The sequence below is a fragment of the Streptomyces sp. BBFR51 genome (assembly GCF_044591655.1).
Taxonomy (GTDB): domain Bacteria; phylum Actinomycetota; class Actinomycetes; order Streptomycetales; family Streptomycetaceae; genus Streptomyces.
Map to the genome: position 1 here is coordinate 287,607 of NZ_CP172448.1, position 23,983 is coordinate 311,589.

A 23,983-nucleotide genomic window follows, 5' to 3' on the forward strand; every position below is an offset into this window, starting at 1 on the left:
GCACGACAGTCAACGTCCCACACACCGAATGAACAAACAAGAAACAGTAAAAAGTAAGTTTCTGCGAGCTCGACATAACCGTCCACGGGCCGCAGCACCTAGTGAAACCAACGCTTTTGACAGTGTTTGTCCCGTTCAGGGTCAAGGTTTTGCCATCCGGGAAGCGGTTCACGTCCGCGCCGTGCGGGCGTACTGTCTTCGTCAAATCCACCGTTGCGGAAGTTACTTCGTACATGACTGAAATAAGTGCGCGTAATCGGAAGCCGGCGAGGGGGGCCTCCTCTCTCGCCGCCCGGGTCCTGGAACTCGTGGCCTCGGGCCAGGCTTCGTCACGCGCCGAACTCGCCGCCCTGCTCGGCGCCGCCCCCTCCACCATCTCCCTCACCGTGGGGCAGCTCGTGGAGCGTGGGCTGATCGCCGAGGAAGGCACCCAGTCGTCCACCGGCGGGCGACCTCGCAAGGTTCTGCGGCTCGGCGGCACCGACGAGTTCGCCGTCGCCGCCGACCTCGGCGGCCGGCACGCGCGCATCGGCCTGGTGCTGCCCGGCGGCGGACTGGACAAGGTGTCCACCATCCCGCTCGTCATCGCCGACGGGCCCGAGGAGACGCTGCCGCGGCTCGCCGAGACCATGGAGGCCCTGGCCGCGGAACGCGGGCGCGAGCGACTGCGCGGGGTGGGCCTCTCGCTTCCGGGGCCGGTCGACGTCGAATCCGGATGCGTCGTCCTTCCGTCGCGCATGCCCGGGTGGAACCGCTTCCCGGTCGCCGCCTGGCTCGAGGAGCGCTTCGGCCTCCCGACCGCGGTGGAGAACGACGCCAACTGCATGGCGATGGGCGAACACGCGGTACGGCCCACCGAACACCGGCAGTCGATCATGGTGAAGATCGGCTCGGCGATCGGCGCCGGCGTCATCCTCGACGGCCGCCTCTACCGCGGCGCGACCGGCGCCGCCGGCGACATCACCCACATCCGGATCGAGGGCGCCGCCGACATCCCGTGCTCGTGCGGCAACACGGGCTGCCTGGAGACCGTGGCCTCCGGCGCGGCCCTGGTCCGCATCCTGCGCGAGCGCGGGGTCGACGTCAGCAGCCCCGAGGACGTCGTGCGTCTCGCCGCCGACGCGGACCCCGAGGCGACCCGCGCGGTCCGCCGCGCCGGAGACCGTCTCGGGCAGGTCCTGGCCGCCAACGTCAACTTCTTCAACCCGGACGCCGTCTACCTCGGCGGCATCCTGTCCACCCTCGAACCCTTCGTCGCCGCGGTCCGCAGCCAGCTCTACGAGAGCTGCCACCCGCTGGTCACGGAGCACCTCACCATCGAACGGGCCCAACTCGGCGCCGACGCCGGGGTCGTGGGAGCCGGACAGTTCGCCCTGCAACGCGCCATGGCCCACGCTCTGCGCGCCATCGGCGGCGCCGGGGCCGCCACCGAGTCCCTCGGCACACACCGCACTCCCTGACGCGTCGAACGCCCGCCGCGCACCGCACCCCTGACGCACCGCACACCGACGAGGAGCCATGCCGCATTCCCGCACCGCCATCCGCCCGGTCATCGCCATTGCCGGGCTCGGCATCGAGTCGTCCACCTTCTCGCCGGCCCGCACCGAGGCCGCCGCCTTCCACCCCTCGCGCGGCGCCGACGTGCTCGACCGCTACCCCTTCCTCTCCCCCGGCCAGGACCTGCGTGAGGCCGCCGACTGGCACGGCGCCCTGGTGGGCAAGTCGCTGCCCGGCGGCATGGTCACCGCCGCCGCGTGGTCCGCCCTCACCGACGAACTCGTCGACCGCCTCGCCGCACTGCCCCGGCTCGACGGTCTCTGGTACGACATCCACGGCGCGATGACGGTGGAGGGCATCGAGGACGCCGAGGCCGTCCTGCTGGAACGCGTCCGTGCCACCGTCGGCCCGGACGTGATCGTCTCCACCTCGATGGACCTGCACGGCAACGTCTCCCGCGAACTCGCCCACCGCAGCGACCTCATCACGTGTTACCGGATGGCCCCGCACGAGGACCACATGGAGACCAAGGAGCGTGCCGTCCGCAATCTGGTCGGCCTGCTCGCCTCCGGCGCCCCCCGCCCGGTCAAGGCGTGGGTGCCGGTCCCGGTGCTGCTGGCGGGAGAACAGACCTCCACCCGGATCGAGCCCGCCAGGAGCGTGTATGCGGCGGTCGACGAGGTCGAGGCCCTGGAGGGGGTGACCGACGCGGCGATATGGGTCGGCTACGCCTGGGCCGACGAACCGCGCAACCGCGCCGCCGTCGTCGTCACCGGCCCCGACCGGGACGCCGTGTCGGCGGGCGCGGAACGCCTCGCACGCGGTTTCTGGCAGGCCCGTCACGACTTCGGCTTCGTCGCTCCGACCGGCACCTTCGACGACCTCCTCGACGAGGCCCTGCGCTCGTCGCACCGGCCGTACTTCATCAGCGACACCGGCGACAACCCCACCGCCGGCGGCGCCGGGGACGTCACCTGGGGCCTGACCCGCTTGCTGGAGCGCCCGGAGTTCCAGAAGGACGACGGCCCGACCGTCCTGTACGCCTCGGTGCCGGGCCCCGAGGCCGTCGAAACCGCGGTCGCCGCCGGCGTGGGGGCCACCGTGACCGTCACGGCCGGGGCCGAGGTGGACGGCCGGCACTCCGGCCCCGTCACGCTCACCGGCGTGGTGCACGCCGTCCGGCACGGCGACCGCGACGCCGAGACCGAGGTGGTGATCCGCGTCGGTGGCGTGCACGCCGTCCTCACCCGGCTGCGCAAGCCCTACCACCACGAGCACGACTTCACCGACCTGGACCTCGACCCGCGCTCCGCCGACGTCGTCATCGTGAAGATCGGCTATCTGGAGCCGGAGCTGTTCGACATGGCCGCCGGGTGGAAGATGGCCCTCACACCAGGCGGTGTCGACCAGGACCTGGTGCGACTGGGCCACCACCGCATCCGCCGGCCCGCGTTCCCCTTCGACCGCGACATGGCCGACCCGGACCTGACGGCACGGATCATCCCGGCCTCCGACCGGCCGCTCACCGGGGACGACGAATGACCGGACGCGGCGCCCACGCCGTCCGCCCGGACCGGCCCGACATGCCGTACGGCCTTCGGGGCAGCGCCGGTACACCGGGAGCCACCCTCGAGATCGCCGTCACCTCTCCGGCCGGGGCCCGTGCCGCCCGCGACCACGGCGCGGACCGGGTCGAACTGTGCACCGCGCTCGAACTGGGCGGCCTGACCCCGTCGGCGGCCTCGGTGGAGGCGGTCGCCGCCGTCGGGCTGCCGGTGCAGGCCCTGGTGCGGTGCCGTCCCGGCGACTTCGTGCACGACGCCGAGGAGGTCGCCCTGATGGTCGCCGAGGTGCGCTCGGTCGTCGCGTCCGGCGCCTCGGGCGTGGTCGTCGGGGCGCTGACCGCCGAAGGGGCACTGGACACCGACGCGGTCACCCGGCTGGCGGACGCCGCCCACGACCTTGCACGGGAGCAGGGACGCTCCGTGGACGTCACGCTGCACCGTGCGGTCGACCAGTCCGCCGACCCGGTCGCCACCGCGGCGGTGCTCGCCTCGCTCGGTGTCACCAGGGTCCTCAGCTCCGGCGGCGCGGCCGGCGCGGCCGGAGGGCTGGCTACGCTGGCCGCCATGGTGGCGGCCGCGCCCGACGTACAGGTCATGGCGGGCGGCGGCGTACGCGTCGACGACATCCCCGCTCTGGTGGCGGCGGGGGTCGCCGCGGTGCACCTCTCGGCCAAGACCCGGGCCGAGCCCCGCCGCGGCGGTACGTGGGTACCCCTCGGGGCCTCGGGAGCCTCCGCCCACCAGGACACCCACTTCGTCACCGACCCCGAGGTGGTGGCCGCGGCCCGGCGGGCACTGGACGAAGCATGACCGCGACCGTACGAATGCCGGCGCGGTCCGGGTGACGGGATGTGCGGGCGCCGGCAGCTCAGCGGGAGTGGTCCGCCAGTTCGTCGGCACGTGCGCCGATCAACCGGCGGACCACGACCGAGGATCGCGACGGTTGGCTGTCGGCGCGCTGGACCAGGCTGACCTCGACCGGATCGGCGTCCGCCAGTGGCAGCCACACGAGGCCGGTCACGGACTCCCGGGCGTCGAAGCGGGCGAGAAGTCCGACGCCGGCGCCCTGGGAGACCATCGTCTGAACCGTGCGGGCCGACATCGCCTCGACCGTCGCCTCGGCGTCCGGGAGGCGCTCGCGCAGCCGCTGGTGCAGGACGGTGCCCGGGCGCATGGTGACGATCGGCCACTGGCCGAGTTCCTCCCAGGTGACCTCGCGCCGGACGGCGAGCGGGTGGTCGGCGCGGGTGTGGACGCCCAACGGCGCGGTGAGGATGCGGCGCCGGGTGAGGCCGCCCGGCGCCGGACGGTTCGGCGTCGTGACCACGGCGAGGTCCAGGTCCCCGGCCGTCACCGCGCGTTCGATGTCGACGGACGAGCCCTCGCGCACCGAGAACCGCAGGCCCGGATGGTCGGTGAGCAGTCGGCCCACGACGGGGGCGACGATGGTCTCGACGGTCACCGATCCACCGCCGATGGCCACCCGCCCCTGATACGTCCCGTTGGACGCCAGCGCCGCTTCCCGCACGGCGTCCTCGGCCGCCACGAGACGGCTGAGCGGACCGACCAGCGCCTCACCGGCGGGTGTCGCACGCACACCCTGTCGGCTGCGGGTCAGCAGCACCGCGTCCAACTCCTCCTCGAGCAGGGTGAGCTGCTGTCCGATGGTGGGCTGGCTGACTCCGCACGCCACCGCCGCCGCCCGCAGGGATCCCGTACTCACCGCGGCGAGGAAGTAGCGGGCCCGTTCGACTCGCATCCGCGCATGTTATAGCCAATCCCTTTCACCACTTCCAGGGATCGGCGTCTTCCCGCGGGCGGACCTGCCGCGACATCGTGACGCCGGTCACGGTTGACCGTGACGTTCCGGTACCCGTGAAAGGAAATTCCGTGTCTGGGCCACTCAGCGGTGTGCGTGTACTCGACCTCTCGACGGTTCTCGCCGGTCCTTTGGCCTCTTCCCTGCTCGGTGAGTTCGGCGCGGAGGTGATCAAGGTCGAGCAGCCGGGGACCGGGGACCCGGCGCGCGGCTACCCTCCGCTGGAGGGCGGCGAGTCCGCGGCGTGGGCCGTTGTCGGCCGGAACAAGTCGAGCGTGACCGTCGACCTGCACCATCCGGAAGCCGCGGCCCTGGTCGGACGGCTCGCGGCGACGGCCGACATCGTGGTCACCAACTTCAGGCCGGCCACCCTGAAGCGCTTCTCCATCGACTTCGACGACCTCGTCGCCCACCGGCCCGACCTCGTGATGGTGCACGTCAGCGCCTTCGGGCGCACCGGCCCGTACGCCGACCGCCCCGGCTTCGCCCGCGTCGCGGAGGCCTTCGCCGGACTGACCCACCGGACGGGCTTCCCCGACGGCCCGCCGGTGTTCTCCGGCTACCCGGTCGCCGACGGCGTCACCGGCATCTACGCCGCCTTCGCCGCGTTGCTGGCGCTGCGTCAGCGGGACTTGACCGGCGAACCCCAACTGGCCGACATCGGCCTGTACGAGCCCCTGCTGCGGATGATGGAGGACTTCATCGTCGACTACGACACGACCGGTGAGGTCCGCGAGCGCCAGGGCAACGAAAACCCCCACATCAGCCCCAACAACCTCTACCGGACCCGCGACGGGCGCTGGCTGGCGCTTCCGGCGTCGACCGACCAGATGTGGCGTCGGCTGGTCGCCGCGATGGAGGCACCGGAACTCGCCGCCTACGACTCCATGACGACCCGGATCGAGCACCGGGCGGAGATCGAGGGCCGGGTGGCGGACTTCGTGGCCGCTCACGACCTCGATCCCCTGAGCAAACGCCTCGAGCGGGCCGGGGTGGCCCACGGGCCGGTGAACACGGCCGCCGACATCTGCGCCGACCCTCATGTCCGGGCTCGCGGTTCGGTGGTCGAGGTGGCGACCGAGCACGACGGCCGCACCCGCCTGGTTCAGGGATCCGCCGGGAAGTTCTCCGGATTCGAGCAGGCCGTCGGCCACGGCGCCCCGCGCCTGGGCGAGCACACGGTCGCCGTGCTGCGCGACCTCGGTCTCGCCCCCACCACCATCGACGGCCTCGCCGACCGCGGCGTCATCTGAATCGAGGAACCGCAGATGTCCATGGCCGACGTCTCCGTCGTCGTTCTCGTCGCCCTCTTCGCGGCGACCCTCGCCCCGAGGTTCAACCTGGGCCTGGCGGCCCTGCCCGCCGCGTTCCTGGTCGGCTTCGCCGCCGACCGCACCGCCGACGAGGTCACGGCGTTCTTCCCGTCCGACTTCTTCGTCCTGATCGTCGGGATCACGGCCCTGTTCGCAGTCGCCCAACTCAACGGCACACTCGACTGGTTGCTCGACGGCATGCTCCGTCTGGTGGGCGGGCGCGTGGTGCTGGTCGCCCTGATCCCGTTCCTCACCGGCGCCGTGCTGACGGCGATCGGCACGCTCCCGGCGGCCGCCACCGCCATCGTCGCGCCCATCGCGCTCGGACTCGCCGCGCGCTACGGGATCTCCCCGCTCGTCGCGGCCGTACTCGGTATCACCGGCATCATCAGCGGGCTTCTGTCACCGCTGGCCGTCTACGGCACGAGCGCACGCCAACTCGGCGACAAGCTGGGGATCGGCCTGCCCGACTCCGCCCCGGTCAGCTTCTTCCTCGGTGGGCTGGTGGCCGGTCTGGCCGTCGCGACCGGCTGTCTCCTCGTCGGGCTGCGCACCGGCGCCGTACCGCGGGGGCGCATCGCACCCACGACGCCGGACGGCTCCGCCGCCCCCGCGGTCGCCGGATCCGGTGCGGAACGGGCGACCGGAACGGGGACGGGGCCGGGAGCGGAGCCGGGGACCACCGAACGCGCGGTGGCGTCGAGGGCCGTGCGCGTCCTCACACTCACGTGTCTGACCGCCGTGGTGGTGCTCTCGGTCGGCTTCGACGCGAACATCGGCTACCTGGGACTCACCGCGGCAGTGGTCCAGCAGCTCGCCTTCCGGCTGGAGCCGAGCGACATCATCGCCCGGATCCCCTGGAACATCGTGCTGCTCATCGGTGGGCTGCTCACCTACGTCGGCCTCATGCAGGACATGGGCGCCTTCACGCGGATCAGCGACCTGCTACGGGTCGAGGGTTCGCCGATGCTGAGTCTGCTGGTCATCTGCTACATCGCCGGCATCACGTCGTTCGCGGCGAGTTCCATCGCCGTCTTCGCGACCACGATGCCGCTGGTTCCCGCCGTGGTCGCCGAGGGCGCCTCACCGGTCGGCACGGTGCTCGCGGTCGCGCTGGCGTCGATCCTGGTCGACATCAACCCGCTGGGCATCACCGGTGGCCTGATCCTCGGCGCGGCGGAGCCCGACGACCGCCCGGGGCTCTTCCGTCACCTACTGGCCTACGGAGCCGTCTCGGTGGTGGTCGGACCCGCGCTGGCCTGTGTCGCCTTCGGCTGGTGGTGACGCGGCGAGGCGGGTCAGCAGATCCCGTACGGTGTCGGCCACCGACGCGCGCGCCGCTCCCAGGTAGGTGCGGGGGTCGACCTGGACGGGCTGCTCGGACAGGACGGCGCGGACCGTGCGGGTGAACGCGATGTTGAGCGCCGTACCGAAATTGATCTTCACCATGCCGGCCCGGACCGCGGCGCCCAGTTCCTCGTCGGGCACGCCCGAGGATCCGTGCAGCACCAGCGGAACCGGCACGGTGCGGCGCAGCCGTGCGATGAGCGCGTGGTCGAGGGCGGCGGTGCGCCGCGTCATGGCGTGGCTGCTTCCGACGGCTACCGCGAGCGCGTCGACGCCGGTGCGGTTGACGAAGTCGAGGGCCTCGGCGGGGTCGGTTCGTACGCCGTCGGCGTGGGCGCTCGCGGGGGCGTCCGGTTTGCCGCCGACGTAGCCGAGTTCGGCCTCCAGCCACAGGCCCGCACCGTGGGCCCAGGCGGCCGTGGCAGCCGTCGCGGTGATGTTCTCGGCGTGCGGCAGTGCGCCCGCGTCGAACATCGCCGAGGAGAATCCGGTGTCGGCGGCCTGCCGTACCAGCTGCGGGTCGGTGGCGTGGTCCAGGTGGAGGGAGAGGTCCACGTCGCTCGCCTCGGCGACGGCGGCACTCGCCGCGGCGAGTGGGGCGATGCGGCCGCCGTGGTAGCGCACCGCGTTCTCGCTGATCTGGAGGATCGCCGGACGCCCGGCCTCCTCGGCGCCGCGGGCGATGGCTTCGGCGTGCTCCAGCGTGATGACGTTGAAGGCCGCGACGCACCCCCGGGCGGCGGCGGCCCGGGCGACCAGATCTGCTGTGGGGACCAGTGGCATCGGTTCGGTGTTCCTCTTGGTGTGTGTGCGGAGGTCGGGGCCTGTCGGGCGTCACAGGGGCGCGTCGGCGGAGGCGCCCGGGGCCACGGTGTCCTCGTCGCGCTTCTCGTCGCTGTAGACCATGAGCGTGGAGCCGCCGAGGGCGAGCACGATGCCGATCGTCCCCCACACGGTGGGCAGGGTCTGGTAGATCGCCAGGGAGAGCACGATCGTCAGGACGGGCGCCAGCGCGTTGGTGATGGGCGCCACGACGCTTGCCTTGCCCCGGCTGAGCGCCATGACCAGGAACAGCGCGCCCACGGCGTTGAGCACCTGCGTGCCGGCCGTGATCACGGGTGCCTGCCAGGGGGCTGAGGGCATGCCGCCCATCATCAGGAAGGCGACCGGTACCAGAGCCAGACCGCTGATCGTCATCCAGCCGAAGGTCGTCGCGTCGTTGACGCCGGCCAGTGCCGCCTTGCGCATGAAGAACGCCTGGGCGCCCCAGGCCACGCAGATCAGCACGGCGAGCACCATCCAGGAGCCGGTGTCGACGTCGCCGCCGGCTCCCGCGGGGATGCTGAGCAGCACGATGGCGGCCAGCGCCGCGATCACGCCGGCGACGGCGAGCCTCGCGATCCGCTCCCGCAGCAGGGCGACCGCCATGAGCACGGTGATGACCGGGGAGAGCGAGACGACGGGGAAGATCAGGTACGCGGGACCGTCGGCCAGCGCCTGGAAGAGGAGGAGTTGACCGCCCGCGCCGGTGAGGCCGGCCAGCAGGCCGTACCCGGCGGCGACCGGCCGGCGGTCGAACCGCTCCCGGCGCAGCGCGAAGCCCGCGGGGACGAGCATGGTGAAGGCCCAGATGATGTAGATCATCTCGTCCGGATAGCCGTACCGCTCGACGGGCTGGCTCGAGGTCGCTCCCCAGACACCCCAGAAGAGCACCAGCAAGCCTGCGTAGACTATCCAGCTCCTGTTGTTACGGACGGTCATGGCGGTTCTCCGTAAGGACGGTTCCCGCGCCTGGGCGCAGGGTGGACAGTGCCGTGGCGCCGAGCGGGGCGCCGGCCAGTTTCGCGGCGTAGAGCGCGGCTCCGACCACCGGCTCGAAGAGCGGCCGGCGCAGGTCGTACGCGGCCTCATGGCGACGCAGCTCTTCGGTGAAGGCCCGCCGTACGGTGGTGGACGCGAAGACGCCGCCGGAGTAGGACACGGGGACGGTCGCGTCCGGGCCGAAGCCGAGGCGGCCGCGTGCGGTGTCGACCAGTTGGGCCAGTTCCCGGCCCGCGTCCGTGAGGATGACGGTGGCCTGCCCGTCGCCCAGTTCGGCGGCTTCGGAGACCCGGACGCTCAGCGCGGCGATGTCGGTGCGGTGGCCCTTCAGACGGTTGAGGACGACGTCGATGATCTCGAGGTCCGTCGTCAGCCCCAGATGCCGGCGCAACACCTCGGCCAGCGGCCCCTCGGTGAGCCTGCCGTCGCTCATGCGCGAGAAGGCGTTCAGGGCGCGGGCGGCGATCCAGTAGGCGGAGCCCTCGTCGCTGAACAGTTCGCTCCAGCCGCCGACGCGGACGCCGGTGCCGTCCCGTTCCCCGTACACCATGGACCCGGTACCGCTGATGACGTTGATGCCGTCGGCGGCACCGAGTGAGCCGGCCCAGCCGCAGATCATGTCGTTGTCGCAGGCGTAGCGGCCGTTGCCCAGGATGCCGCGGGGCGCGGCGTCCAGGGCGGCCACGTCGCCGGGCGCCTCGCCGTAGCCGGGCAGGCCCAGGAAGGAGTGGTCGATGTCCGCGGGGACGATGCCCGCCTGGTCGCACAGGGCGGCGATGCCCTTCTCCAGTACCCGCACGACGTGGTCGACTCCGCCGGTGCCGTTGTCGGCGAAGTAGTAGGCACCGTCGCCCACGGTCCGGGCCAGCACCTCACCGGTGCCGTCGATCAGGCAGAAGGCGGTCTTGGTGCCTCCCCCGTCCACACCCAGAAACATCATTGTTTCTCCTCCGTCGTCTCGGACGCCGCTGTCAGGCGCCGTGGCTGTGCTGCTGGGGCAGCGCGTGTACGGTCACGCCCTGCACCACTCGGTTGACCTCGCCCGACGGGAAGGGATTGTCGGGCCGGATGCCGTGTTCGACGGAGGAGCGCAGGGCGATGAGCTGGGCGCACACCACGGCCGGCAGCGCGAGGACCGCGTCGTCGGCTTCCTGGAGCCCGGGCACGAGCCAGGTTCCGTCCGACTGCGGCAGCCCGTCCGGCCGGCCCGCGACGGCGACGACGCTGCCCTGCGGCAGTGCGGAGCGCAGTTCGGCGAGGATGTCCAGGTCGTAGGCGCGGGTGTAGGGGTCGTTCGAGATGTACAGCACAACGGCCGTACGGTCGTTGAGCACGGCCTTGGGTCCGTGCCGGAATCCGAGCGCGGAGTCGGCCGTCGCGACGACGGCGCCGCCGGTCAGTTCCAGCAGCTTCAGCGCGGACTCCTCGGCCAGCCCCTTGAGCGCGCCGCTGCCGAGGAAGACCAGGCGTTCGGGCTTGCTCGCGAGGAGGGTGCCGATACGGTCGTCCAGGCCGCCGGTGGTGAGGTGTTCGGCGGCCTCGGCCACGGGGAGGACGTCCACCGGGCCGTCGGCGGCGGTGAAGGCCAGCAGGGCCGCGAGCAGCATGCAGGTGAAACTGGACGTCATGGCGAAGCCCCGGTCGTTCGCGCCGTCCGGCATGAGCAGGACGTGGGAAGCGGCACGGCCGGAGTGCTCGCGGGCCAGTCGGCCCTCGCTGTTGCAGGTGATGACCAGGTGACTCACCCGGCTCAGGCAGCGGTCGGCGAACTCGGTCGCGGCGACACTCTCGGGGCTGTCTCCGGAGCGGGCGAAGGACACCAGCAGCGTGGGGACGTCCGCGTCGAGACTGCCGTAGGGGTCGGCGACGATGTCGGTGGTGGCTATGGCGTCGACGCGACGGCCCGTGCGACGGGCGAGCTCCCCGCGGGCGATCCGGCCGGCGAAGGCGGACGTCCCGGCCCCGGTGAGGATGATCCGCAGGTCCTGCCGGGCGAGAAGCGGGGCCAGGAAGGCGTCCAGCGCGTCCCGGCCCTCCTCCATGATCCGGCCGACCTCGCGCCACAGGCGGGGCTGCTGGCCGATCTCGGCGACTGTGTGGTCGGCGCCGCCGTCGTGGGACAGGGCGTTGAGGAAGGTGTTCACACGTATCCCTTGTCAGAAGTGCGGCAGGCGTTGTCGTAGTCGCGCAGGACGTCGCGGATCCGGTCGGTGGTCAGCGCCCGCGGGTCCGCGGCGAGCCGGCCGTCGCGCACCCGCCGGTACTGGTCGGGGAGATGGGCGCTGAGGAGGGGAAGCGGGACACCGGAGGCGGTGAGGTTCTCGAAGAGCCGGGTCACGGCCGCGTCGATCTCGGCGTCGGGCCAGTAGTAGCGCACGCGGTCGCTGTAGCTGTAGGTGCGTGCGAGGCGCTCCCGTTCCTCCCCTCCCTCGTAGTAGCCCTGCCACCAGGAGGGTTGGGCACGCATCCGGCGGTCGACCACCTCGGGGAGCCGGGAGCGCCGCGCGGCCGGCACCAGTTCGTCCTCGATGGCCGCCAGCGCGTACAGCGCCTCGCGCAACGCGAAGGTCAGGCCGGGGCCGACCTTGAGCACGGCCCAGTGGTCCTCGACCAGGGCGGCCAGTGCCTCGGGGGTCTGGTAGTCCGTGGAGTGCGCCTCGAAGACCATGCCGGGCTCGGTGTCGAGCACTGCGCGTAGCTCCTCGGTCCGGTTCCGGCGGTAGCCGACCACCTGGACGTGGTCGAACTCGACTCCCGGCTGGACCACCAGGGCCATCACTCGGGGCCAGACGGCGTTCAGCCCGTGAGCGGCGAACGCCTCGTGGTGGCGCTTGAGTGTCAGCCGGGCCGCCGGGGCGGTGGTGGGACGGACGCCGTCGAGGGTCTCGTGGGCGCCGCCCGGCACCGGGACCTCGGTGCCGATGACATAGCGGATCCGGTGGGCGCCCTCGCCGGCGGCCGTCTCGGCGGCCCGCACCAGCCGGGCGGCACGCTCGGCGACGACGTCGTCGTCCAACGTCTCGGGATCACCGGCGCACGAGAAGCTGCAGTCCAGGTGGATCTTGGTGAAGCCGGCCCGGACGTAGGCCGCCACCAGGTCCTCCGCCTCGGCCATGGCCTCGTGCGGGGGCCGCCCCCGCCACCGGTTGGGGCCGAGATGGTCGCCGCCGAGGATCACCCGGTCCGACGGGAGGCCGTGGCGTGCGGCGGTGTCGTGCACCAGCGAGCGGAAGTCGTCCGGTCGCATACCGGTGTAACCACCGTACTGGTCCACCTGGTTGGAGGTCGCCTCCACCAGGAGCTGTCCCCCGGAGGCCAACGCCTGGAGCGCGGCCGCCTCGATCACCAGCGGATGAGCCGAGCAGACCGAGGTGATCCCCCGCGGTTCACCGTCCTTCTGGCGTCGCACCAGATCGTCCAAGGGAACACGCATGTCTTGCTCCAGGAAGTCACAAAGAGGCTATTGGAGCGATTTACGCCAATAGCGCGGAAACTCACCTGGGACGATACTGGCCTCATTGGTGGCAGTCAATGGTCTTCTTTTGGTATTGAACTGGTCTGCCAAGTTCTGGCATGCTTCCGGTATGCCTGCATCGGACTCCCTCCTCCCCCAGGGACTGCTCGGCGGCGACGCCCTGCCGCTGTACACCCAGGTCGCCGGACGTCTGCTGGACGACATCTCCGCGAACGGTGCCAAGCCGGGGGACCGGCTCCCCTCGGAACGCACACTGGCCGGCCGCTACGGGGTGTCGCGTGTCACGATGCGCTCGGCGCTCAACGAGCTGGCGGAGCGCAACATCATCGAGTCGTCACCGGCCCGCGGCTGGTTCCTGGCCGCGGGCAGTGTCCACGCCGTGACCGCCCCGCGGGATCCCGCGGGGCCGGCGGGGAGCCGTACCGTGCAGGGGTTCGCCGACTACGCCGAACAGCACGGCTTCAGTATCCGGGCGGAGGTCCTGTACTCCCGGGTCAGGGCGGCCACGGTCCAGGAGTCCGAGCGGCTGCGCGTCGGCCCCGGCGCGGACCTGTTCGAGATGCGCCGCCTGCGCTTCCTGGACGACCTCGTCGTCGTGCTGGAACACAACCGGCTGCCTCTCGGCCTTTGCCCGCCGCTCGCGCACACCGACTTCTCCCGCCACTCCCTGTTCGCCACGCTGCGCCGGGCCGACCCCCCTCAACTCCCGCGGGTCGCCGACTACTCCGTAGAGGCACGGCAGCCGTCCGAGGAGGAGCGCACGCTGCTGGACATCACGGACGCCACCCCGGTACTCGTGGCCACCCAGCTCGCCTTCAACCAGGATTCGCAGCCCCTGGAACTCACCGTGGCCATCTACCGCGGCGACCGCTACCACTTCCGGGCGTCCATCACCGGATAGGGACGGAAGGGACGGGGCTTCCCACCACCCGCCGGCCGACACCCGCCGCTCATCGCCGGGTGAGCGGCGTCTCGGACTCCATACGGCGCAGCTTTTCCGGGTTGCGGACGTAGTAGAGGCCGGCGATGCGGGCGCCCTCGACGCGGATCGCCATGACGCCGTCGATCCCGCCGTCCAGGCGAAGGACGAGTGCCGGGTTGCCGTTGACCAGTGTGGGGTCGGCGGAGAGCACGCCCTCTGTCCGGTCCGCACTGCCGAGGATGAAGCGGGCCACCTTGTCGGCACCGGCGACCGGCCTGCGCGCGGCCTCCCTGACGCCGCCTCCGTCGCTCAACAGAACGACCTCGGGGGCCAGTACGTCGAGGAGGTCCTGCAACTCGCCGGTGGCGAGCGCCCGCCGGAACGCTTCCAGAACCAATCGGGTCTCCCTCGCGCCGACTGTCACCCGAGGGCGGCGGGCATCGACGTGCCGTCGGGCGCGGTGCGCGATCTGGCGCACGGCGGCAGGGCTCTTCCCGACGGCGGCGGCGATCTCGTCATAGCCCACGTCGAATGCCTCGCGCAGGACGAAGACGGCCCGCTCGGTGGGCGACAACGTCTCCAGGACGAGCATGAGCGCCATCGACACGGTCTCGGCCAGCCCGTCGTCCTCGGCCACGTCAGGAGCGGTGAGCAACGGCTCCGGCAGCCAGGGGCCGACGTAGTCCTCCTTGCGGCGCCTCATCGTACGCAGCCGGTTGAGCGACTGGCGGCTCGTGATCCGGACCAGGTACGCACGCTCGTCCCGCACCCGTTCCAGGTCGACCTTCACCCAGCGCAGCCAGCATTCCTGGAGTACGTCTTCGGCGTCGGCCGCCGATCCGAGCATCTCGTACGCGACGGTGAAGAGCAGGTTCCGGTGGATGACGAACAGCTCGGTCGCTCTGTTCGTGGCCCCGTCGCCCATGTCAGGGCCCCCCTCTGTCACGGTCGGCCCGGCCCTTCGGCCGCGGTGCCGGACACCTCACTGCGCCTGGCCTCCAACTGCCGCCCGCGCTTGGGCCCTCCGGAGATGCGGTGGAAGCCGTAGGAACCGGGCTTGCGAGCCTCGCCGGTCAAAGTCCTGACCGTGTCCGCGCAGACCCATTCCTTGATCGTCGCCGCGAGGCGGCCGCCCATGTGGAACCGCACGGCCACGTCGGCCCTGTCGGCGAGCTGGAAGATGCCGTCACGGCGCCCCAGGCTGATGCACTGGCCGGCGACGAGCTGGTTGAGCGGCCCGGGCTGCTCCCCCGCGATCCTGCTGAGCACCGTGTCGGCGGCCCGCGCGCCCAGGGGGATGGCGGCCTGGCAGCTCATCCGCAGCGGCAGGTCCGAAGGTGCCGCCGAGTCGCCGGCCGCGACGATGTGCTCGTCGTCCACACTCGTCAGGGTCTCGTCGGTGAGCAGACGGCCCACGGCGTCGGTGCTCAGCCCACTGCGCACGGCCAGGTCCGGCACCCCGAACCCCACCGTCCAGATGGTCACCTCGCTCGCGAGTTCACGACCGTCGCCGAGCAGCACGGCATCGCGGGTCACGCCCGTCACCGTGGTGCCCGGGCCGTCGAGCACGGTCACGCCCAGCTTCGCGAGCCGCTTGGCAAGCACCCTTCGGGCTGCGGGGTGCAGATACGGACCGAGCACCCCACCGCAGACGAGTGTCACCGTGCGGCCCGACCCAGCGAGTTCGGAGGCCGTCTCGATTCCGGTCGGGCCGGCACCGATCACGGTCACCGGAGCCGCCGCCGTGGCGGCGTCGACAACCGGACGCAGCCGCCGCGCCTCCTCCAGGCCGGCGATCGGGTAGGCGAACTCGGCCGCCCCTGGTACGCGTGGCTCGGCGCTACCGCTGCCCACCGCGTAGACGAGGTAGTCGTAGCCGACCGTGCCACCCGACTCCAGCGCCACGCTGTGCTCGGCCGAATCGATCCGGCTCACTGTGTCGATCCGCAACCGGACACCCTCGCCCAGGATCTCGCGGTAGTCGACCACCGCGTCGTCAGACCCTCCCACCAGCTGGTGGAGGCGGATCCGTTCGACGAAGGCACGGTACGGGTTGATCAGCGTCACCGACACGTCCTGGCGCCGCGCCAGACGGTTGGCCGCCATCACCCCGGCGTATCCGCCGCCGACCACGAGGACATCAGTGTTCTTAGCCATGCTTGTCTCCTCCTTCTCGAGTTTCTCGAGCTTCTCGAGTCGACATTGAGACACCACCCGATCTACCAAACGTGACAACGTGTGACCCAGAACACAGCATTGACTTTGACACGCATATTCTGGATACATAGTGTCCAGGTATTGATGAGGCTGCGCCATGGAGGGAATGGAAATGACACACATAGTGGTGATCGGCGGCGGCTTCGCCGGCGTGTGGAGCGCCGCAGGCGCCGTACGGGCGGCTCGCGCCGCCAAGCACGCGGGCCGGGACATGCACGTCACCTTGATCAGCGGTGGCGACGATCTCGTGCTTCGCCCCCGCCTCTACGAGGAGGACCCGCAGAGCAAGCGCGTTCCGCTGGATCGAGTCCTGGGCCCGATCGGGGTCCGCCGGATCACGGCGACCGTCACCGGCATAGACGTCGAGGCACACACCGTCCAGGCCGTCGGCCGAGGCGGCGAGGACGTCCGCCTCGGCTACGACAAGCTCGTACTCGCCTCAGGCAGCCGACTGGTGCGCCCAGGGTTCCCCGGTGCGCACAACATGTTCGACGTCGACACCCTGGTCTCGGCATCGGCTCTCGACCATCACGTCCGGTCCCTGCCCCGGCGCAGGACGGCGGCCGGCCGGTACACCGCCGTCGTCGTAGGGGCAGGCTTCACCGGCCTGGAGATCGCCACCGCACTGGTCGATCGACTGCACGCCGTCGCCGATCCGCACGGCGCCGGTGACGAGGTACGGGTCGTCCTCGTCGACCGGGCGGACGTCCTGGGCCCGGAACTCGGTCCGGGCCCGCGCCCGTACATCGAGGCTTCGGTCGACCGGCTGAAGATCGAGCGACGCCTTGGAAGCACCGTCGCATCGGTCACGCCCGACGCCATCGAGCTCTCCGGCGGCGAGACCATCGCCACTGCCACTGTCGTGTGGACGGCCGGTGTGATCGCCAGCCCTCTGACCGCACAGATCCCGGCCGACCGCGACAAGCTCGGCCGGCTGAGCGTCGACGCGTACATGCGGGTCAAGGGTGTGCCGGACGTCTACGCCGCGGGCGACACGGCAGCCGTCCTCGTCGAGGACGACCACTACACCACGCAGAGTTGCCAGCATGCCCAGCCCATGGGCAAGTTCGCCGGACACAACGTTGTGGCGGACCTGACCGACACCGCGGCGCTGCCCTTCGGCTCGGACATCTACAACACCTGCCTGGACCTCGGACCCGACAACGCCGTCGAGAGCAAGGGCTGGGACCGCACGATTCACGTCACCGGGAAGGAGGCGAAGATCCTCAAGCACAACATCAACGCCCGGTGGATCTACCCTTCGCTCGACGACGCCGAGGCGATCCTCGCGCACGCGGGACGGTTCAGCAACGCCGAGGCCGCCAGGAAGGCGGGCACGCGCGAATCGGACGCGGCGACCGTGGGCACGGGTTCCGCCTGACGATGTGCGGATGCCCGGTTCCGAGGCCGTGACAGGGCAGCCGTGACAGAGCGATCGGCCGGTCAGGGCGGCGGGGAGGGTGCCGACAGGCGCAGTCGGGCGGGCGGCGGATGCGGCAGGGTGCGACTGCCGGAGCCGCACAGTCCGTCGAGCGCCAGCTCGAGGTAGCGCCGCCAGATCTGGGGGTGGGTGTCCAGCAGCGGAAGTGCTGTCTGGTGGATCCCCCCGAGAAGCAGCACGATGTCCGTCCCGGTGACGTCCTCGCGGACGCGTCCCTGCGACTTCGCGCGGTCCGTGAGGACGTCCACGATGTCGCAGAGGCGGCCGATCGCGTCCCGCACCTCCGCGTGCTGCAACGAGGGCCGTCCGATCACTTCGCAGAAGGCCCGGTCCGCGGCGAGCGCCTCGACGCCTGTGGTCATGAACTCGCGCAGCGCCGCGCCCGCGTCATCGGCTTGCCGCAGGCGGGCCGCCGAGTCGGTGATCCGCTCGAGCAGTCGCAACATGATCGCCGCGAGCAGGTCGTCCTTCGAGGCGAAGTGCCGGAACACGGTGCCCTTGGCGATACCCGCCCGCTGGGCGATCTCGCTCATCGAGACGTCCACCCCACACTCGGCGAACGCCTCGGTCGCCGCCGCGAGCAGGTGCCGCCTGTTGCGCATCATGTCCGCCCTGGATCCGGGAGCGGTCGTTCTGCCAGTCATGCCACCTCATTTCGCCATGAGCCTAACACTGAAGATGACCGCGCGGTCATCTTCAGTGTTAGGCTCCATCAACATGACCGCCCGGTCACTTTCTACGGGCCGGCGCTTCACCCCGCCTCGGGCAGGACAGCTCGCCCGACGGCCGCAACTCCCCGGAGGAGAAATGAGCACCACCCTCAGCAACAAGGTCGCCCTGGTCACCGGCGCCACTTCGGGCATCGGCCGGGCAACGGCGCTCGCCCTGTCCAAGGCGGGAGCCAAGGTGGCCGTCGGCGGCCGCAGGGCCGACCGGCTGGCATCCCTGGTTCAGGACGCGCCCGGAGACATGCTGGCCCTCGACATGGACGTCACCGATCCCCGGTCGGTGCGGGACGCCGTCGCGGCGACCGTCGAGCGTTTCGGCGCACTCGACATCGTGGTGAACAACGCGGGCGTCATGCTCAGCGGTCCCATTCTGGGCGCGGACACCACCGAGTGGACGCGGATGATCGAGACCAACCTCCTGGGGTCGATGTACACGGTCCATGCGGCGCTGCCCCATCTGCTCGAGTCCAAGGGTGCCGTGGTGCAGATCTCCTCGACCTCGGGCCGTACGTCATCGGCGATGAGCGGGGCGTACGCGGCCACCAAGTTCGGGATCACCGCCTTCTCGGAGGCGTTGCGACAGGAGGTCACCGAGCGGGGAGTTCGCGTGGTCGTCATCGAGCCCGGCTTCGTCTCGACCGAGCTGACCAGCCACATCACCGATCCGGCCATCCAGGCGATGGCCAAGAGCATGGCGGAGTCCATGCGGACGCTGGGCCCCGACGACATCGCCGCCGCCGTCCTCTACGCCGTCACCCAGCCCGATCACGTGGCCGTGGGCGAGATCCTGATCCGTCCGACCGATCAGACCCGCTGACAGCAAGCACCAGGGGCCCCAACCCGGGCCGACGGTCCGCTACTTGATCGGGCCTGCGATCAGCTCGAGGGGTCGTTGGCCGGCGACGGCGCGGCACACGGACGCAGGACCATGAGCGAGTCTTCCAAGGCCGCCACCATGGCGAAGGGAAACCGGTCGAGCTCAAGACAGAGTGCCACGTCGTCGGGATGGGATCCTTGACGCACACCCCCCGTCAGCTCGGCGGCGGCGCGGGACGAGGCAGCGCGGCGAAGGAACCCGGCGGGGTCCGTCCCCTCCTCGGTGGCTCTCAGGGCGATGTACTGAGCGCACGCCAGATCCTCGTCGGCCTGTCCGTCCTCACCAGTGACCACGAACGTGACACCGTCGTCCGCGCGTGTTCGCAGGAGCCGCGCCGTCGCCTCCGCCACTACGAAGCCGGCGCACAGCACCAGCGACGCCTCCTTGACCGCGAGGGCGCCGGCCGTCCCCGCCGTGGTCTTCTGCACGACGGTCCGTCCGTCAAGGTCGACGGACCGCAGCCGGCCCGGCGAGTTGACCATGTCGAACCCGGGCGCGGGTGGCCCGTCCTTGAGCGCGGCCCAAGTCGGGTGGCGGGCCTTGAGCGCCAGGGCGTCGTCCAGCGACTCGGCGAGAACGATCTTTTCCGCACCCTGGGAAAAGGCCCAGGCGGCCACGGTGAAGGCGCGCATGACGTCGACCACCACCGCCACGGACGGGGCCTCGACGAGATCAGCGATACCAAGAAAGCGAGCGTCCATTCTCGTCATGATCGCGCATGCCCGACCCCAGGCGCACGGAGCGAGATGCGCATCACAGTCGAATCAGCCGCGCACGGCGGCCAGGCACTCGTCGTACAGGTCCATGATGTCGCCCCTGCCGCCGTTGTCGACCCATGTCATGGATGCGGCGTCCAAGCACGCGAACGCCGTCGCGATGACCGCGCGGGCCTTCGCGTCCGCGCTGTCGGCGGCACTGTCCATGCGTTCCTTGACGAGTGGCAGCAGGGCGTCCTGGAAGCGCAGTCGCTTCTCGAGCCAACCGGCGCGCAGCGAGGCGGTGTTGTGCAGGAGACGGAACCGCTCCAGCGCCTGTTCTCGGCTGTCGTGCAAGGCCGTAGTGGCGGTGATCCCCGCACGCAGCGCCTCCCACACACCGACTTGCGCGGGCTGTTCGCCGATCGTGCGTGCCAGTACGTGCCCGAACCGCTCCTGGTCGCCGCCGAGGAGGTCCTCCTTGGTGCCGAAGTAGCGGAAGAGGGTGCGCTGGGAGACGCCGGCCTCGCGGGCGATCTGGGCGACGGTCGTCTCGTCGTAGCCCTGCTCGGTGAACAGGCGCAGCGCCGTCTCGAGGATCTCCCGGGAGGCCAGCTGCCGCGTCCGGTCCCACAGCGTGGCCGACGCACCCGCCGTCGTCCTGGCTTCCTGCTTCATGCGCTCAGGGTATCCCAGCACTGCCAGAGTGGCAGTCACGCATGACTTGGCAGTCGCTGCCAAGTAGTCGTAGGCTGCCATCAGGCCTCCCACAAGCACGCGAAGGAACGCATCATGTCCGCACCCTCAGCTTTGATCACCGGTGGAACCAGCGGCATCGGCAGGGCGACCGCTGAACTGCTCCACTCCCGCGGCTACCGCGTCATGGTCACCGGCGTCAGCCACGTCGACGACGCGGGACTTCCCGAAGACGTCACGGCCGTCCGGGCCGACGCACGCTCCCTGCCGGACATCGACCACGCGATCGACCGGGCACGCCGGCAATTCGGCTCCCTCGACCTGCTCTTCCTGAACGCGGGCATCTCCCGCCCCGGCCCGATCGAGTCAACGGACGAAGCCGCCTTCGACGCCCTGTTCGACATCAACGTAAAGGGCTCCTTCTTCACCCTGCAGAAGGCACTTCCACTCCTCAACGAGGGCGCGTCGGTCGTGTTCACCGTGGGCGCGGGCGAGGGGCTCGGAGCGGCCATGACGGCCGCCAAGGGCGCTCTGCTGCCCCTCGTGCGGTCGCTCGCGCTCGAGCTCGCCCCCCGCCGCATCCGCGTCAACGCCGTCAGCCCGGGACTGATCCGCACCCCTGCCTACAGCAAGTTGGGCATCTCCGACGAAATGATCGACGCCTGGGCCGCGGACGTCCCCCTCGGCCGCGCCGGCGCTCCCGCCGACATCGCCGAAGCCGTGGCCTTCCTCGCCTCGGACGCCGCCGCCTACATCACCGGGGACGACCTCGTCGTCTCTGGAGGCATGGGGGTCCACGCCCGCGGCTGACCACAACACTGCTGTGGTGCCACACCGTCACACCGTCACACCGTCACACTGTCACAGAGACGAGGGTCCATCGGTCTGGTTGTGGAGAGAGCCGCTCTTCGGCGAACGGCGGCGGCGCGTCTGCCCCAGGAAAGGAATCACCATGTCCTACGCGTACCCGGAGCAGAAGTACTGGGGAGAAGACGGTGAGGTCAGCGCCGTCTTCCGCCCGGCCACCACACCGCCGAACCTCGGGGAGAGCGGTAACGGGAAGAACGCCACCCACTACCTGGCGACCACGGAGACGACACGGGGCGAGTTCGGGCTGTACCGGGTGGAGATGGCACCCCGGGCGGGCGGCCCCAAGACACACTTCCACAAGCGGATCTCGGAGTCGTTCTACATCCTGGACGGCACCGTGCGCGTGTTCGACGGCGTGCAATGGGTCGACGCGCGCAAGGGTGACTTCCTGCACGTGCCCCAGGGTGGACTGCACGCCTTCCGCAACGACTCCGACGCCCCGGCGGACATGCTCCTGCTCTTCACCCCCGGCGCACCGCGCGAGGAGTACTTCGAGCAGGTGTCGCGGTTGGGTCACGCCTCGGAGGAGGAGCGTGCCGCGTTCTTCGACAAGCACGACTCGTACTTCGTGGAGTAGGAGCCGCAACACACCGTTCTCAAAAAAGCACACGGTGATCCCGAAGCCGAGCGCCACGGGAGGTTCCGACCACCCCTCCTGTCACAGGTGGCACCCCTGCCCGGTCTCTGTTGGTGTAGAGGCACTCGGTGCCGGTGATCCGCGCCGCACCGTGAGTAGGTCCGAGAGGTGTTCCCATGAAGGTTGTAGTAATCGGCGGTACCGGGCTCATCGGTTCGAAGGTGGTCGCCGGGCTCAACGAGCACGGCCACGAGGCGGTCCCGGCCTCACCCAACACCGGAGTCAACACACTGACGGGCGAAGGCCTGGCCGAAGTGCTGCGCGGCGCCTCGGTCGTCGTCGACGTCTCGAACTCCCCGTCGTTCGAGGACGACGCCGTCAAGGAGTTCTTCCGCGTCTCCACGACCAACCTGCTGAAGGCCGAGGCGGAGGCCGGGGTCTCTCACCACGTCGCACTGTCCGTCGTGGGGACCGACCGCCTTCAGGCGAGCGGCTACTTCCGTGCCAAGCAGGCCCAGGAAGACATGATCAAGGATTCCGGGCTCCCGTACTCGATCGTTCACGCCACGCAGTTCTTCGAGTTCGCGAAGACCCTCGCGGACTCGGCGACCGAGGGTGACACGGTGCGCGTCGCCCCCATCAAGATCCAGCCCATCTACTCCGGCGACGTGGCCGCCGCCGTGGGCCGCACGGCCGTCGGGGCGCCGGTCAACGGCACGGTGGAGGTCGCAGGTCCGGACACGTTCCAGCTGGAGGACTTCATCCGCAGGGGCCTCGCCGTCAGGAAGGACCCGCGTACCGTCGAGACGGACCCGAACGGTCTCTACTGGGGCGCCGACCTCCAGGAGTCGGACCTGCTTCCCGGCCCCGACGCCCACATCGCCACGACCCACTTCGACGACTGGGGCACACGACAGCAGTAGCCCGTGCTCGGTGATGCTGATCCAGCACGGCGGTCGGCAAGGGTGCGTTCGCACACCGGCTGCTGCTTGTCCCCCACGCGGCAGCCACGCCGACGGCGTGCGGAGCGTCACGCACGAGGACGTTCACCTGATCAGACCACTTCGCGGTGCTCCACCCGTGAGCGGAATGCAGTCTCGTCAGCAGGCATTCCCCTCCAGAAAGAGTGGTCATGAAGCGCATTCGTCACGCCGGTATACGGCGCTCGTTCCCGCTGGCAGGTCTGCTGTCCGCCGCGTCCCTGATGGCCGCCGGTCCGGCCATGGCATCCGAGAGCGGTGGCAGCACCGAATCGCACGAGGACGCCAAGCCGACCATCGTGCTGGTCCACGGCAGCTGGGCGGACGCCTCGGGCTGGGACGAGGTCGTGCGGAGCCTGCAGAAGCGGGGCTATCCGGTGGTAGCGACCGCCAATCCGCTGCGCAGCCTCTCCGGTGACTCGGAGTACCTCGCCGCCCGGCTGAAGACGATCGAGGGCCCCATCGTCCTCGCGGGCCACTCCTACGGCGGCGCCGTGATCACCAACGCCGCCGCCGGCAATCCGAACGTCGAGTCGCTGGTCTACATCGCCGGGTTCGCTCCGGACAAGGGCGAGAACGCCCTGCAGCTGGCCGCCAAGTACCCCGGCAGCCGCCTCTCGGACGACCCCGACGCCCCGGTCCCCACAGCCCTCGACGCCGTGCCGCTCAGCAGCGATCCCACCGACGTCGACCTGTACGTCAAGCCGGACAAGTTCAACGAGGTCTTCCTGAGCAACCGGCTCACCGCGGAGCAGGCCGCCGTCCTGGCCGCCACACAGCGGCCCAGTGCCGCCGTGTCGTTCAACGAGCCCACCAAGGCCGTGGCGTGGAAGACGATCCCGTCCTGGTACCTCGTCGCCACGGACGACCGCACCATCGGCACGGAGAACCTGCGCTTCATGGCCGAGCGGGCCGGCTCGACCACCGTCGAGGTCGACGCTCCGCACGCGGTCATGGAGACGAACCCCGCCGACGTCACCGATCTGATCCTCCGGGCCGCTCACGACTCACGGCCCAGCCTCGCCCGCACGGGCAGCACCGAGCAGACCGTGCTCCTCGGCGCCGCGTCGGTCCTCGCCGTCGCCGGTGGCACGGTCCTCGTCGTACGGTCCCGTCGCGCCGCTCGCCGGTAGGGCCGGGTGA

At 70.7% G+C, this 23,983-nt stretch carries 23 protein-coding genes; 12 read left to right on the plus strand and 11 right to left on the minus strand.

Annotation, left to right across the window (positions count from 1 at the left end; all coding sequences use genetic code 11):
• Nucleotides 1-233: 233 nt before the first annotated feature.
• Genes ACGH7X_RS01320 through ACGH7X_RS01330 form a run of 3 tightly spaced genes read left to right on the plus strand, consistent with a single transcriptional unit; the run spans nucleotide 234 to nucleotide 3,872 of the window.
• Nucleotides 234-1,460 (plus strand): ROK family protein, encoded by a 1,227-nt coding sequence (locus ACGH7X_RS01320; RefSeq protein ID WP_399880578.1) that lies wholly within the window; start codon nucleotides 234-236, stop codon nucleotides 1,458-1,460.
• A 58-nt stretch (nucleotides 1,461-1,518) separates the two neighbouring features.
• The gene (locus ACGH7X_RS01325; protein ID WP_399880581.1) at nucleotides 1,519-3,039 is read left to right on the plus strand and encodes a M81 family metallopeptidase; all 1,521 of its coding nucleotides are present in this window, start codon (nucleotides 1,519-1,521) and stop codon (nucleotides 3,037-3,039) included.
• A 41-nt stretch (nucleotides 3,040-3,080) separates the two neighbouring features.
• Nucleotides 3,081-3,872, plus strand: a complete 792-nt coding sequence (locus ACGH7X_RS01330) for a copper homeostasis protein CutC (protein WP_399896697.1) — start codon at nucleotides 3,081-3,083, stop codon at nucleotides 3,870-3,872.
• 58 nt (nucleotides 3,873-3,930) lie between these two features.
• Here the strand turns inward: ACGH7X_RS01330 and ACGH7X_RS01335 are convergent, their stop codons facing one another.
• Nucleotides 3,931-4,821 carry a LysR family transcriptional regulator gene (locus ACGH7X_RS01335; protein ID WP_399880584.1) on the minus strand — a complete coding sequence of 297 codons (891 nt, stop codon included), beginning with the start codon at nucleotides 4,819-4,821 and terminating at the stop codon, nucleotides 3,931-3,933.
• A gap of 131 nt (nucleotides 4,822-4,952) precedes the next feature.
• Between ACGH7X_RS01335 and ACGH7X_RS01340 the strand changes: the two genes are divergently transcribed.
• A complete protein-coding gene (locus ACGH7X_RS01340; RefSeq protein ID WP_399880587.1) occupies nucleotides 4,953-6,134 on the plus strand; it encodes a CaiB/BaiF CoA transferase family protein in 1,182 nt (393 codons plus the stop codon).
• Nucleotides 6,135-6,149: 15 nt separating this feature from the next.
• Nucleotides 6,150-7,478: an SLC13 family permease gene (locus ACGH7X_RS01345; protein ID WP_399880590.1), complete on the plus strand. Its 1,329-nt coding sequence runs from the start codon at nucleotides 6,150-6,152 to the stop codon at nucleotides 7,476-7,478.
• On the opposite strand, the gene ACGH7X_RS01350 is transcribed toward ACGH7X_RS01345, so the two are convergent.
• The 5 genes from ACGH7X_RS01350 to ACGH7X_RS01370 are packed head-to-tail and all read right to left on the minus strand — an operon-like array spanning nucleotide 7,407 to nucleotide 12,795.
• Nucleotides 7,407-8,324, minus strand: coding sequence for a ketose-bisphosphate aldolase (locus ACGH7X_RS01350; protein ID WP_399880593.1), 918 nt, complete (start codon nucleotides 8,322-8,324; stop codon nucleotides 7,407-7,409). The two genes, ACGH7X_RS01345 and ACGH7X_RS01350, sit on opposite strands and share 72 nt — an antisense overlap.
• A 51-nt stretch (nucleotides 8,325-8,375) precedes the next feature.
• Entirely contained in the window at nucleotides 8,376-9,302 is a 927-nt protein-coding gene (locus ACGH7X_RS01355; protein ID WP_399880596.1) for a DMT family transporter, read from the minus strand.
• Nucleotides 9,289-10,302, minus strand: coding sequence for an N-acetylglucosamine kinase (locus tag ACGH7X_RS01360; RefSeq protein ID WP_399880599.1), 1,014 nt, complete (start codon nucleotides 10,300-10,302; stop codon nucleotides 9,289-9,291). The genes ACGH7X_RS01355 and ACGH7X_RS01360 overlap by 14 nt, the downstream gene beginning before the upstream one ends.
• Before the next feature lie 31 nt (nucleotides 10,303-10,333).
• The gene (locus ACGH7X_RS01365) at nucleotides 10,334-11,506 is read right to left on the minus strand and encodes an SIS domain-containing protein (RefSeq protein WP_399880602.1); all 1,173 of its coding nucleotides are present in this window, start codon (nucleotides 11,504-11,506) and stop codon (nucleotides 10,334-10,336) included.
• A complete protein-coding gene (locus ACGH7X_RS01370) occupies nucleotides 11,503-12,795 on the minus strand; it encodes a D-tagatose-bisphosphate aldolase, class II, non-catalytic subunit (protein ID WP_399880605.1) in 1,293 nt (430 codons plus the stop codon). Before ACGH7X_RS01370 ends, ACGH7X_RS01365 begins: the two co-directional genes overlap by 4 nt.
• A 151-nt stretch (nucleotides 12,796-12,946) precedes the next feature.
• On the opposite strand from ACGH7X_RS01370, the gene ACGH7X_RS01375 reads away from it, so the two are divergent.
• On the plus strand, nucleotides 12,947-13,738 hold the full coding sequence (locus ACGH7X_RS01375; protein ID WP_399880608.1) for a GntR family transcriptional regulator: 792 nt from the start codon (nucleotides 12,947-12,949) through the stop codon (nucleotides 13,736-13,738).
• Nucleotides 13,739-13,787: 49 nt separating this feature from the next.
• On the opposite strand, the gene ACGH7X_RS01380 is transcribed toward ACGH7X_RS01375, so the two are convergent.
• The gene (locus ACGH7X_RS01380; protein WP_399880611.1) at nucleotides 13,788-14,684 is read right to left on the minus strand and encodes an RNA polymerase sigma-70 factor; all 897 of its coding nucleotides are present in this window, start codon (nucleotides 14,682-14,684) and stop codon (nucleotides 13,788-13,790) included.
• Nucleotides 14,685-14,701: 17 nt separating this feature from the next.
• Nucleotides 14,702-15,916, minus strand: a complete 1,215-nt coding sequence (locus ACGH7X_RS01385; protein WP_399880614.1) for an NAD(P)/FAD-dependent oxidoreductase — start codon at nucleotides 15,914-15,916, stop codon at nucleotides 14,702-14,704.
• Nucleotides 15,917-16,088: 172 nt separating this feature from the next.
• Between ACGH7X_RS01385 and ACGH7X_RS01390 the strand changes: the two genes are divergently transcribed.
• The gene (locus ACGH7X_RS01390; RefSeq protein ID WP_399880617.1) at nucleotides 16,089-17,357 is read left to right on the plus strand and encodes an NAD(P)/FAD-dependent oxidoreductase; all 1,269 of its coding nucleotides are present in this window, start codon (nucleotides 16,089-16,091) and stop codon (nucleotides 17,355-17,357) included.
• Nucleotides 17,358-17,419: 62 nt separating this feature from the next.
• Here the strand turns inward: ACGH7X_RS01390 and ACGH7X_RS01395 are convergent, their stop codons facing one another.
• The gene (locus ACGH7X_RS01395) at nucleotides 17,420-18,061 is read right to left on the minus strand and encodes a TetR/AcrR family transcriptional regulator (RefSeq protein ID WP_399880620.1); all 642 of its coding nucleotides are present in this window, start codon (nucleotides 18,059-18,061) and stop codon (nucleotides 17,420-17,422) included.
• Nucleotides 18,062-18,224: 163 nt separating this feature from the next.
• Here ACGH7X_RS01395 and ACGH7X_RS01400 point away from each other — a divergent pair, with 163 nt between their 5' ends.
• Nucleotides 18,225-18,962 (plus strand): SDR family NAD(P)-dependent oxidoreductase, encoded by a 738-nt coding sequence (locus tag ACGH7X_RS01400; protein WP_399880623.1) that lies wholly within the window; start codon nucleotides 18,225-18,227, stop codon nucleotides 18,960-18,962.
• A 59-nt stretch (nucleotides 18,963-19,021) separates the two neighbouring features.
• On the opposite strand, the gene ACGH7X_RS01405 is transcribed toward ACGH7X_RS01400, so the two are convergent.
• Both ACGH7X_RS01405 and ACGH7X_RS01410 read right to left on the minus strand, forming a co-directional pair.
• Nucleotides 19,022-19,723, minus strand: a complete 702-nt coding sequence (locus ACGH7X_RS01405; RefSeq protein ID WP_399880626.1) for a 2-phosphosulfolactate phosphatase — start codon at nucleotides 19,721-19,723, stop codon at nucleotides 19,022-19,024.
• A 63-nt stretch (nucleotides 19,724-19,786) separates the two neighbouring features.
• Entirely contained in the window at nucleotides 19,787-20,395 is a 609-nt protein-coding gene (locus ACGH7X_RS01410; RefSeq protein WP_399880629.1) for a TetR/AcrR family transcriptional regulator, read from the minus strand.
• 114 nt (nucleotides 20,396-20,509) lie between these two features.
• On the opposite strand from ACGH7X_RS01410, the gene ACGH7X_RS01415 reads away from it, so the two are divergent.
• The 4 genes from ACGH7X_RS01415 (at nucleotide 20,510) to ACGH7X_RS01430 (ending at nucleotide 23,973) form a co-directional block, all read left to right on the plus strand.
• Nucleotides 20,510-21,223, plus strand: a complete 714-nt coding sequence (locus ACGH7X_RS01415) for an SDR family oxidoreductase (protein WP_399880632.1) — start codon at nucleotides 20,510-20,512, stop codon at nucleotides 21,221-21,223.
• A gap of 142 nt (nucleotides 21,224-21,365) precedes the next feature.
• The gene (locus ACGH7X_RS01420; protein ID WP_399880634.1) at nucleotides 21,366-21,860 is read left to right on the plus strand and encodes a cupin domain-containing protein; all 495 of its coding nucleotides are present in this window, start codon (nucleotides 21,366-21,368) and stop codon (nucleotides 21,858-21,860) included.
• A 176-nt stretch (nucleotides 21,861-22,036) separates the two neighbouring features.
• On the plus strand, nucleotides 22,037-22,783 hold the full coding sequence (locus ACGH7X_RS01425; protein WP_399880637.1) for an SDR family oxidoreductase: 747 nt from the start codon (nucleotides 22,037-22,039) through the stop codon (nucleotides 22,781-22,783).
• 209 nt (nucleotides 22,784-22,992) lie between these two features.
• A complete protein-coding gene (locus ACGH7X_RS01430) occupies nucleotides 22,993-23,973 on the plus strand; it encodes an alpha/beta fold hydrolase (RefSeq protein WP_399880639.1) in 981 nt (326 codons plus the stop codon).
• Nucleotides 23,974-23,983 lie beyond the last annotated feature (10 nt).

Excerpts from the sequence above, each read along its gene's own strand:
- ACGH7X_RS01420 (WP_399880634.1), top strand. The coding sequence starts at position 21,366 with ATGTCCTACGCGTACCCGGAGCAGAAGTACTGGGGAGAAGACGGTGAG.
- ACGH7X_RS01370 (WP_399880605.1), bottom strand. The coding sequence starts at position 12,795 with ATGCGTGTTCCCTTGGACGATCTGGTGCGACGCCAGAAGGACGGTGAA.
- ACGH7X_RS01330 (WP_399896697.1), top strand. The coding sequence starts at position 3,081 with ATGCCGTACGGCCTTCGGGGCAGCGCCGGTACACCGGGAGCCACCCTC.
- ACGH7X_RS01415 (WP_399880632.1), top strand. The coding sequence starts at position 20,510 with ATGTCCGCACCCTCAGCTTTGATCACCGGTGGAACCAGCGGCATCGGC.
- ACGH7X_RS01405 (WP_399880626.1), bottom strand. The coding sequence starts at position 19,723 with ATGGACGCTCGCTTTCTTGGTATCGCTGATCTCGTCGAGGCCCCGTCC.
- ACGH7X_RS01385 (WP_399880614.1), bottom strand. The coding sequence starts at position 15,916 with ATGGCTAAGAACACTGATGTCCTCGTGGTCGGCGGCGGATACGCCGGG.
- ACGH7X_RS01425 (WP_399880637.1), top strand. The coding sequence starts at position 22,037 with ATGAAGGTTGTAGTAATCGGCGGTACCGGGCTCATCGGTTCGAAGGTG.
- ACGH7X_RS01345 (WP_399880590.1), top strand. The coding sequence starts at position 6,150 with ATGTCCATGGCCGACGTCTCCGTCGTCGTTCTCGTCGCCCTCTTCGCG.
- ACGH7X_RS01355 (WP_399880596.1), bottom strand. The coding sequence starts at position 9,302 with ATGACCGTCCGTAACAACAGGAGCTGGATAGTCTACGCAGGCTTGCTG.
- ACGH7X_RS01360 (WP_399880599.1), bottom strand. The coding sequence starts at position 10,302 with ATGATGTTTCTGGGTGTGGACGGGGGAGGCACCAAGACCGCCTTCTGC.
- ACGH7X_RS01400 (WP_399880623.1), top strand. The coding sequence starts at position 18,225 with ATGAGCACCACCCTCAGCAACAAGGTCGCCCTGGTCACCGGCGCCACT.
- ACGH7X_RS01350 (WP_399880593.1), bottom strand. The coding sequence starts at position 8,324 with ATGCCACTGGTCCCCACAGCAGATCTGGTCGCCCGGGCCGCCGCCGCC.
- ACGH7X_RS01375 (WP_399880608.1), top strand. The coding sequence starts at position 12,947 with ATGCCTGCATCGGACTCCCTCCTCCCCCAGGGACTGCTCGGCGGCGAC.
- ACGH7X_RS01380 (WP_399880611.1), bottom strand. The coding sequence starts at position 14,684 with ATGGGCGACGGGGCCACGAACAGAGCGACCGAGCTGTTCGTCATCCAC.
- ACGH7X_RS01390 (WP_399880617.1), top strand. The coding sequence starts at position 16,089 with ATGACACACATAGTGGTGATCGGCGGCGGCTTCGCCGGCGTGTGGAGC.
- ACGH7X_RS01430 (WP_399880639.1), top strand. The coding sequence starts at position 22,993 with ATGAAGCGCATTCGTCACGCCGGTATACGGCGCTCGTTCCCGCTGGCA.
- ACGH7X_RS01395 (WP_399880620.1), bottom strand. The coding sequence starts at position 18,061 with ATGACTGGCAGAACGACCGCTCCCGGATCCAGGGCGGACATGATGCGC.
- ACGH7X_RS01325 (WP_399880581.1), top strand. The coding sequence starts at position 1,519 with ATGCCGCATTCCCGCACCGCCATCCGCCCGGTCATCGCCATTGCCGGG.
- ACGH7X_RS01320 (WP_399880578.1), top strand. The coding sequence starts at position 234 with ATGACTGAAATAAGTGCGCGTAATCGGAAGCCGGCGAGGGGGGCCTCC.
- ACGH7X_RS01335 (WP_399880584.1), bottom strand. The coding sequence starts at position 4,821 with ATGCGAGTCGAACGGGCCCGCTACTTCCTCGCCGCGGTGAGTACGGGA.
- ACGH7X_RS01410 (WP_399880629.1), bottom strand. The coding sequence starts at position 20,395 with ATGAAGCAGGAAGCCAGGACGACGGCGGGTGCGTCGGCCACGCTGTGG.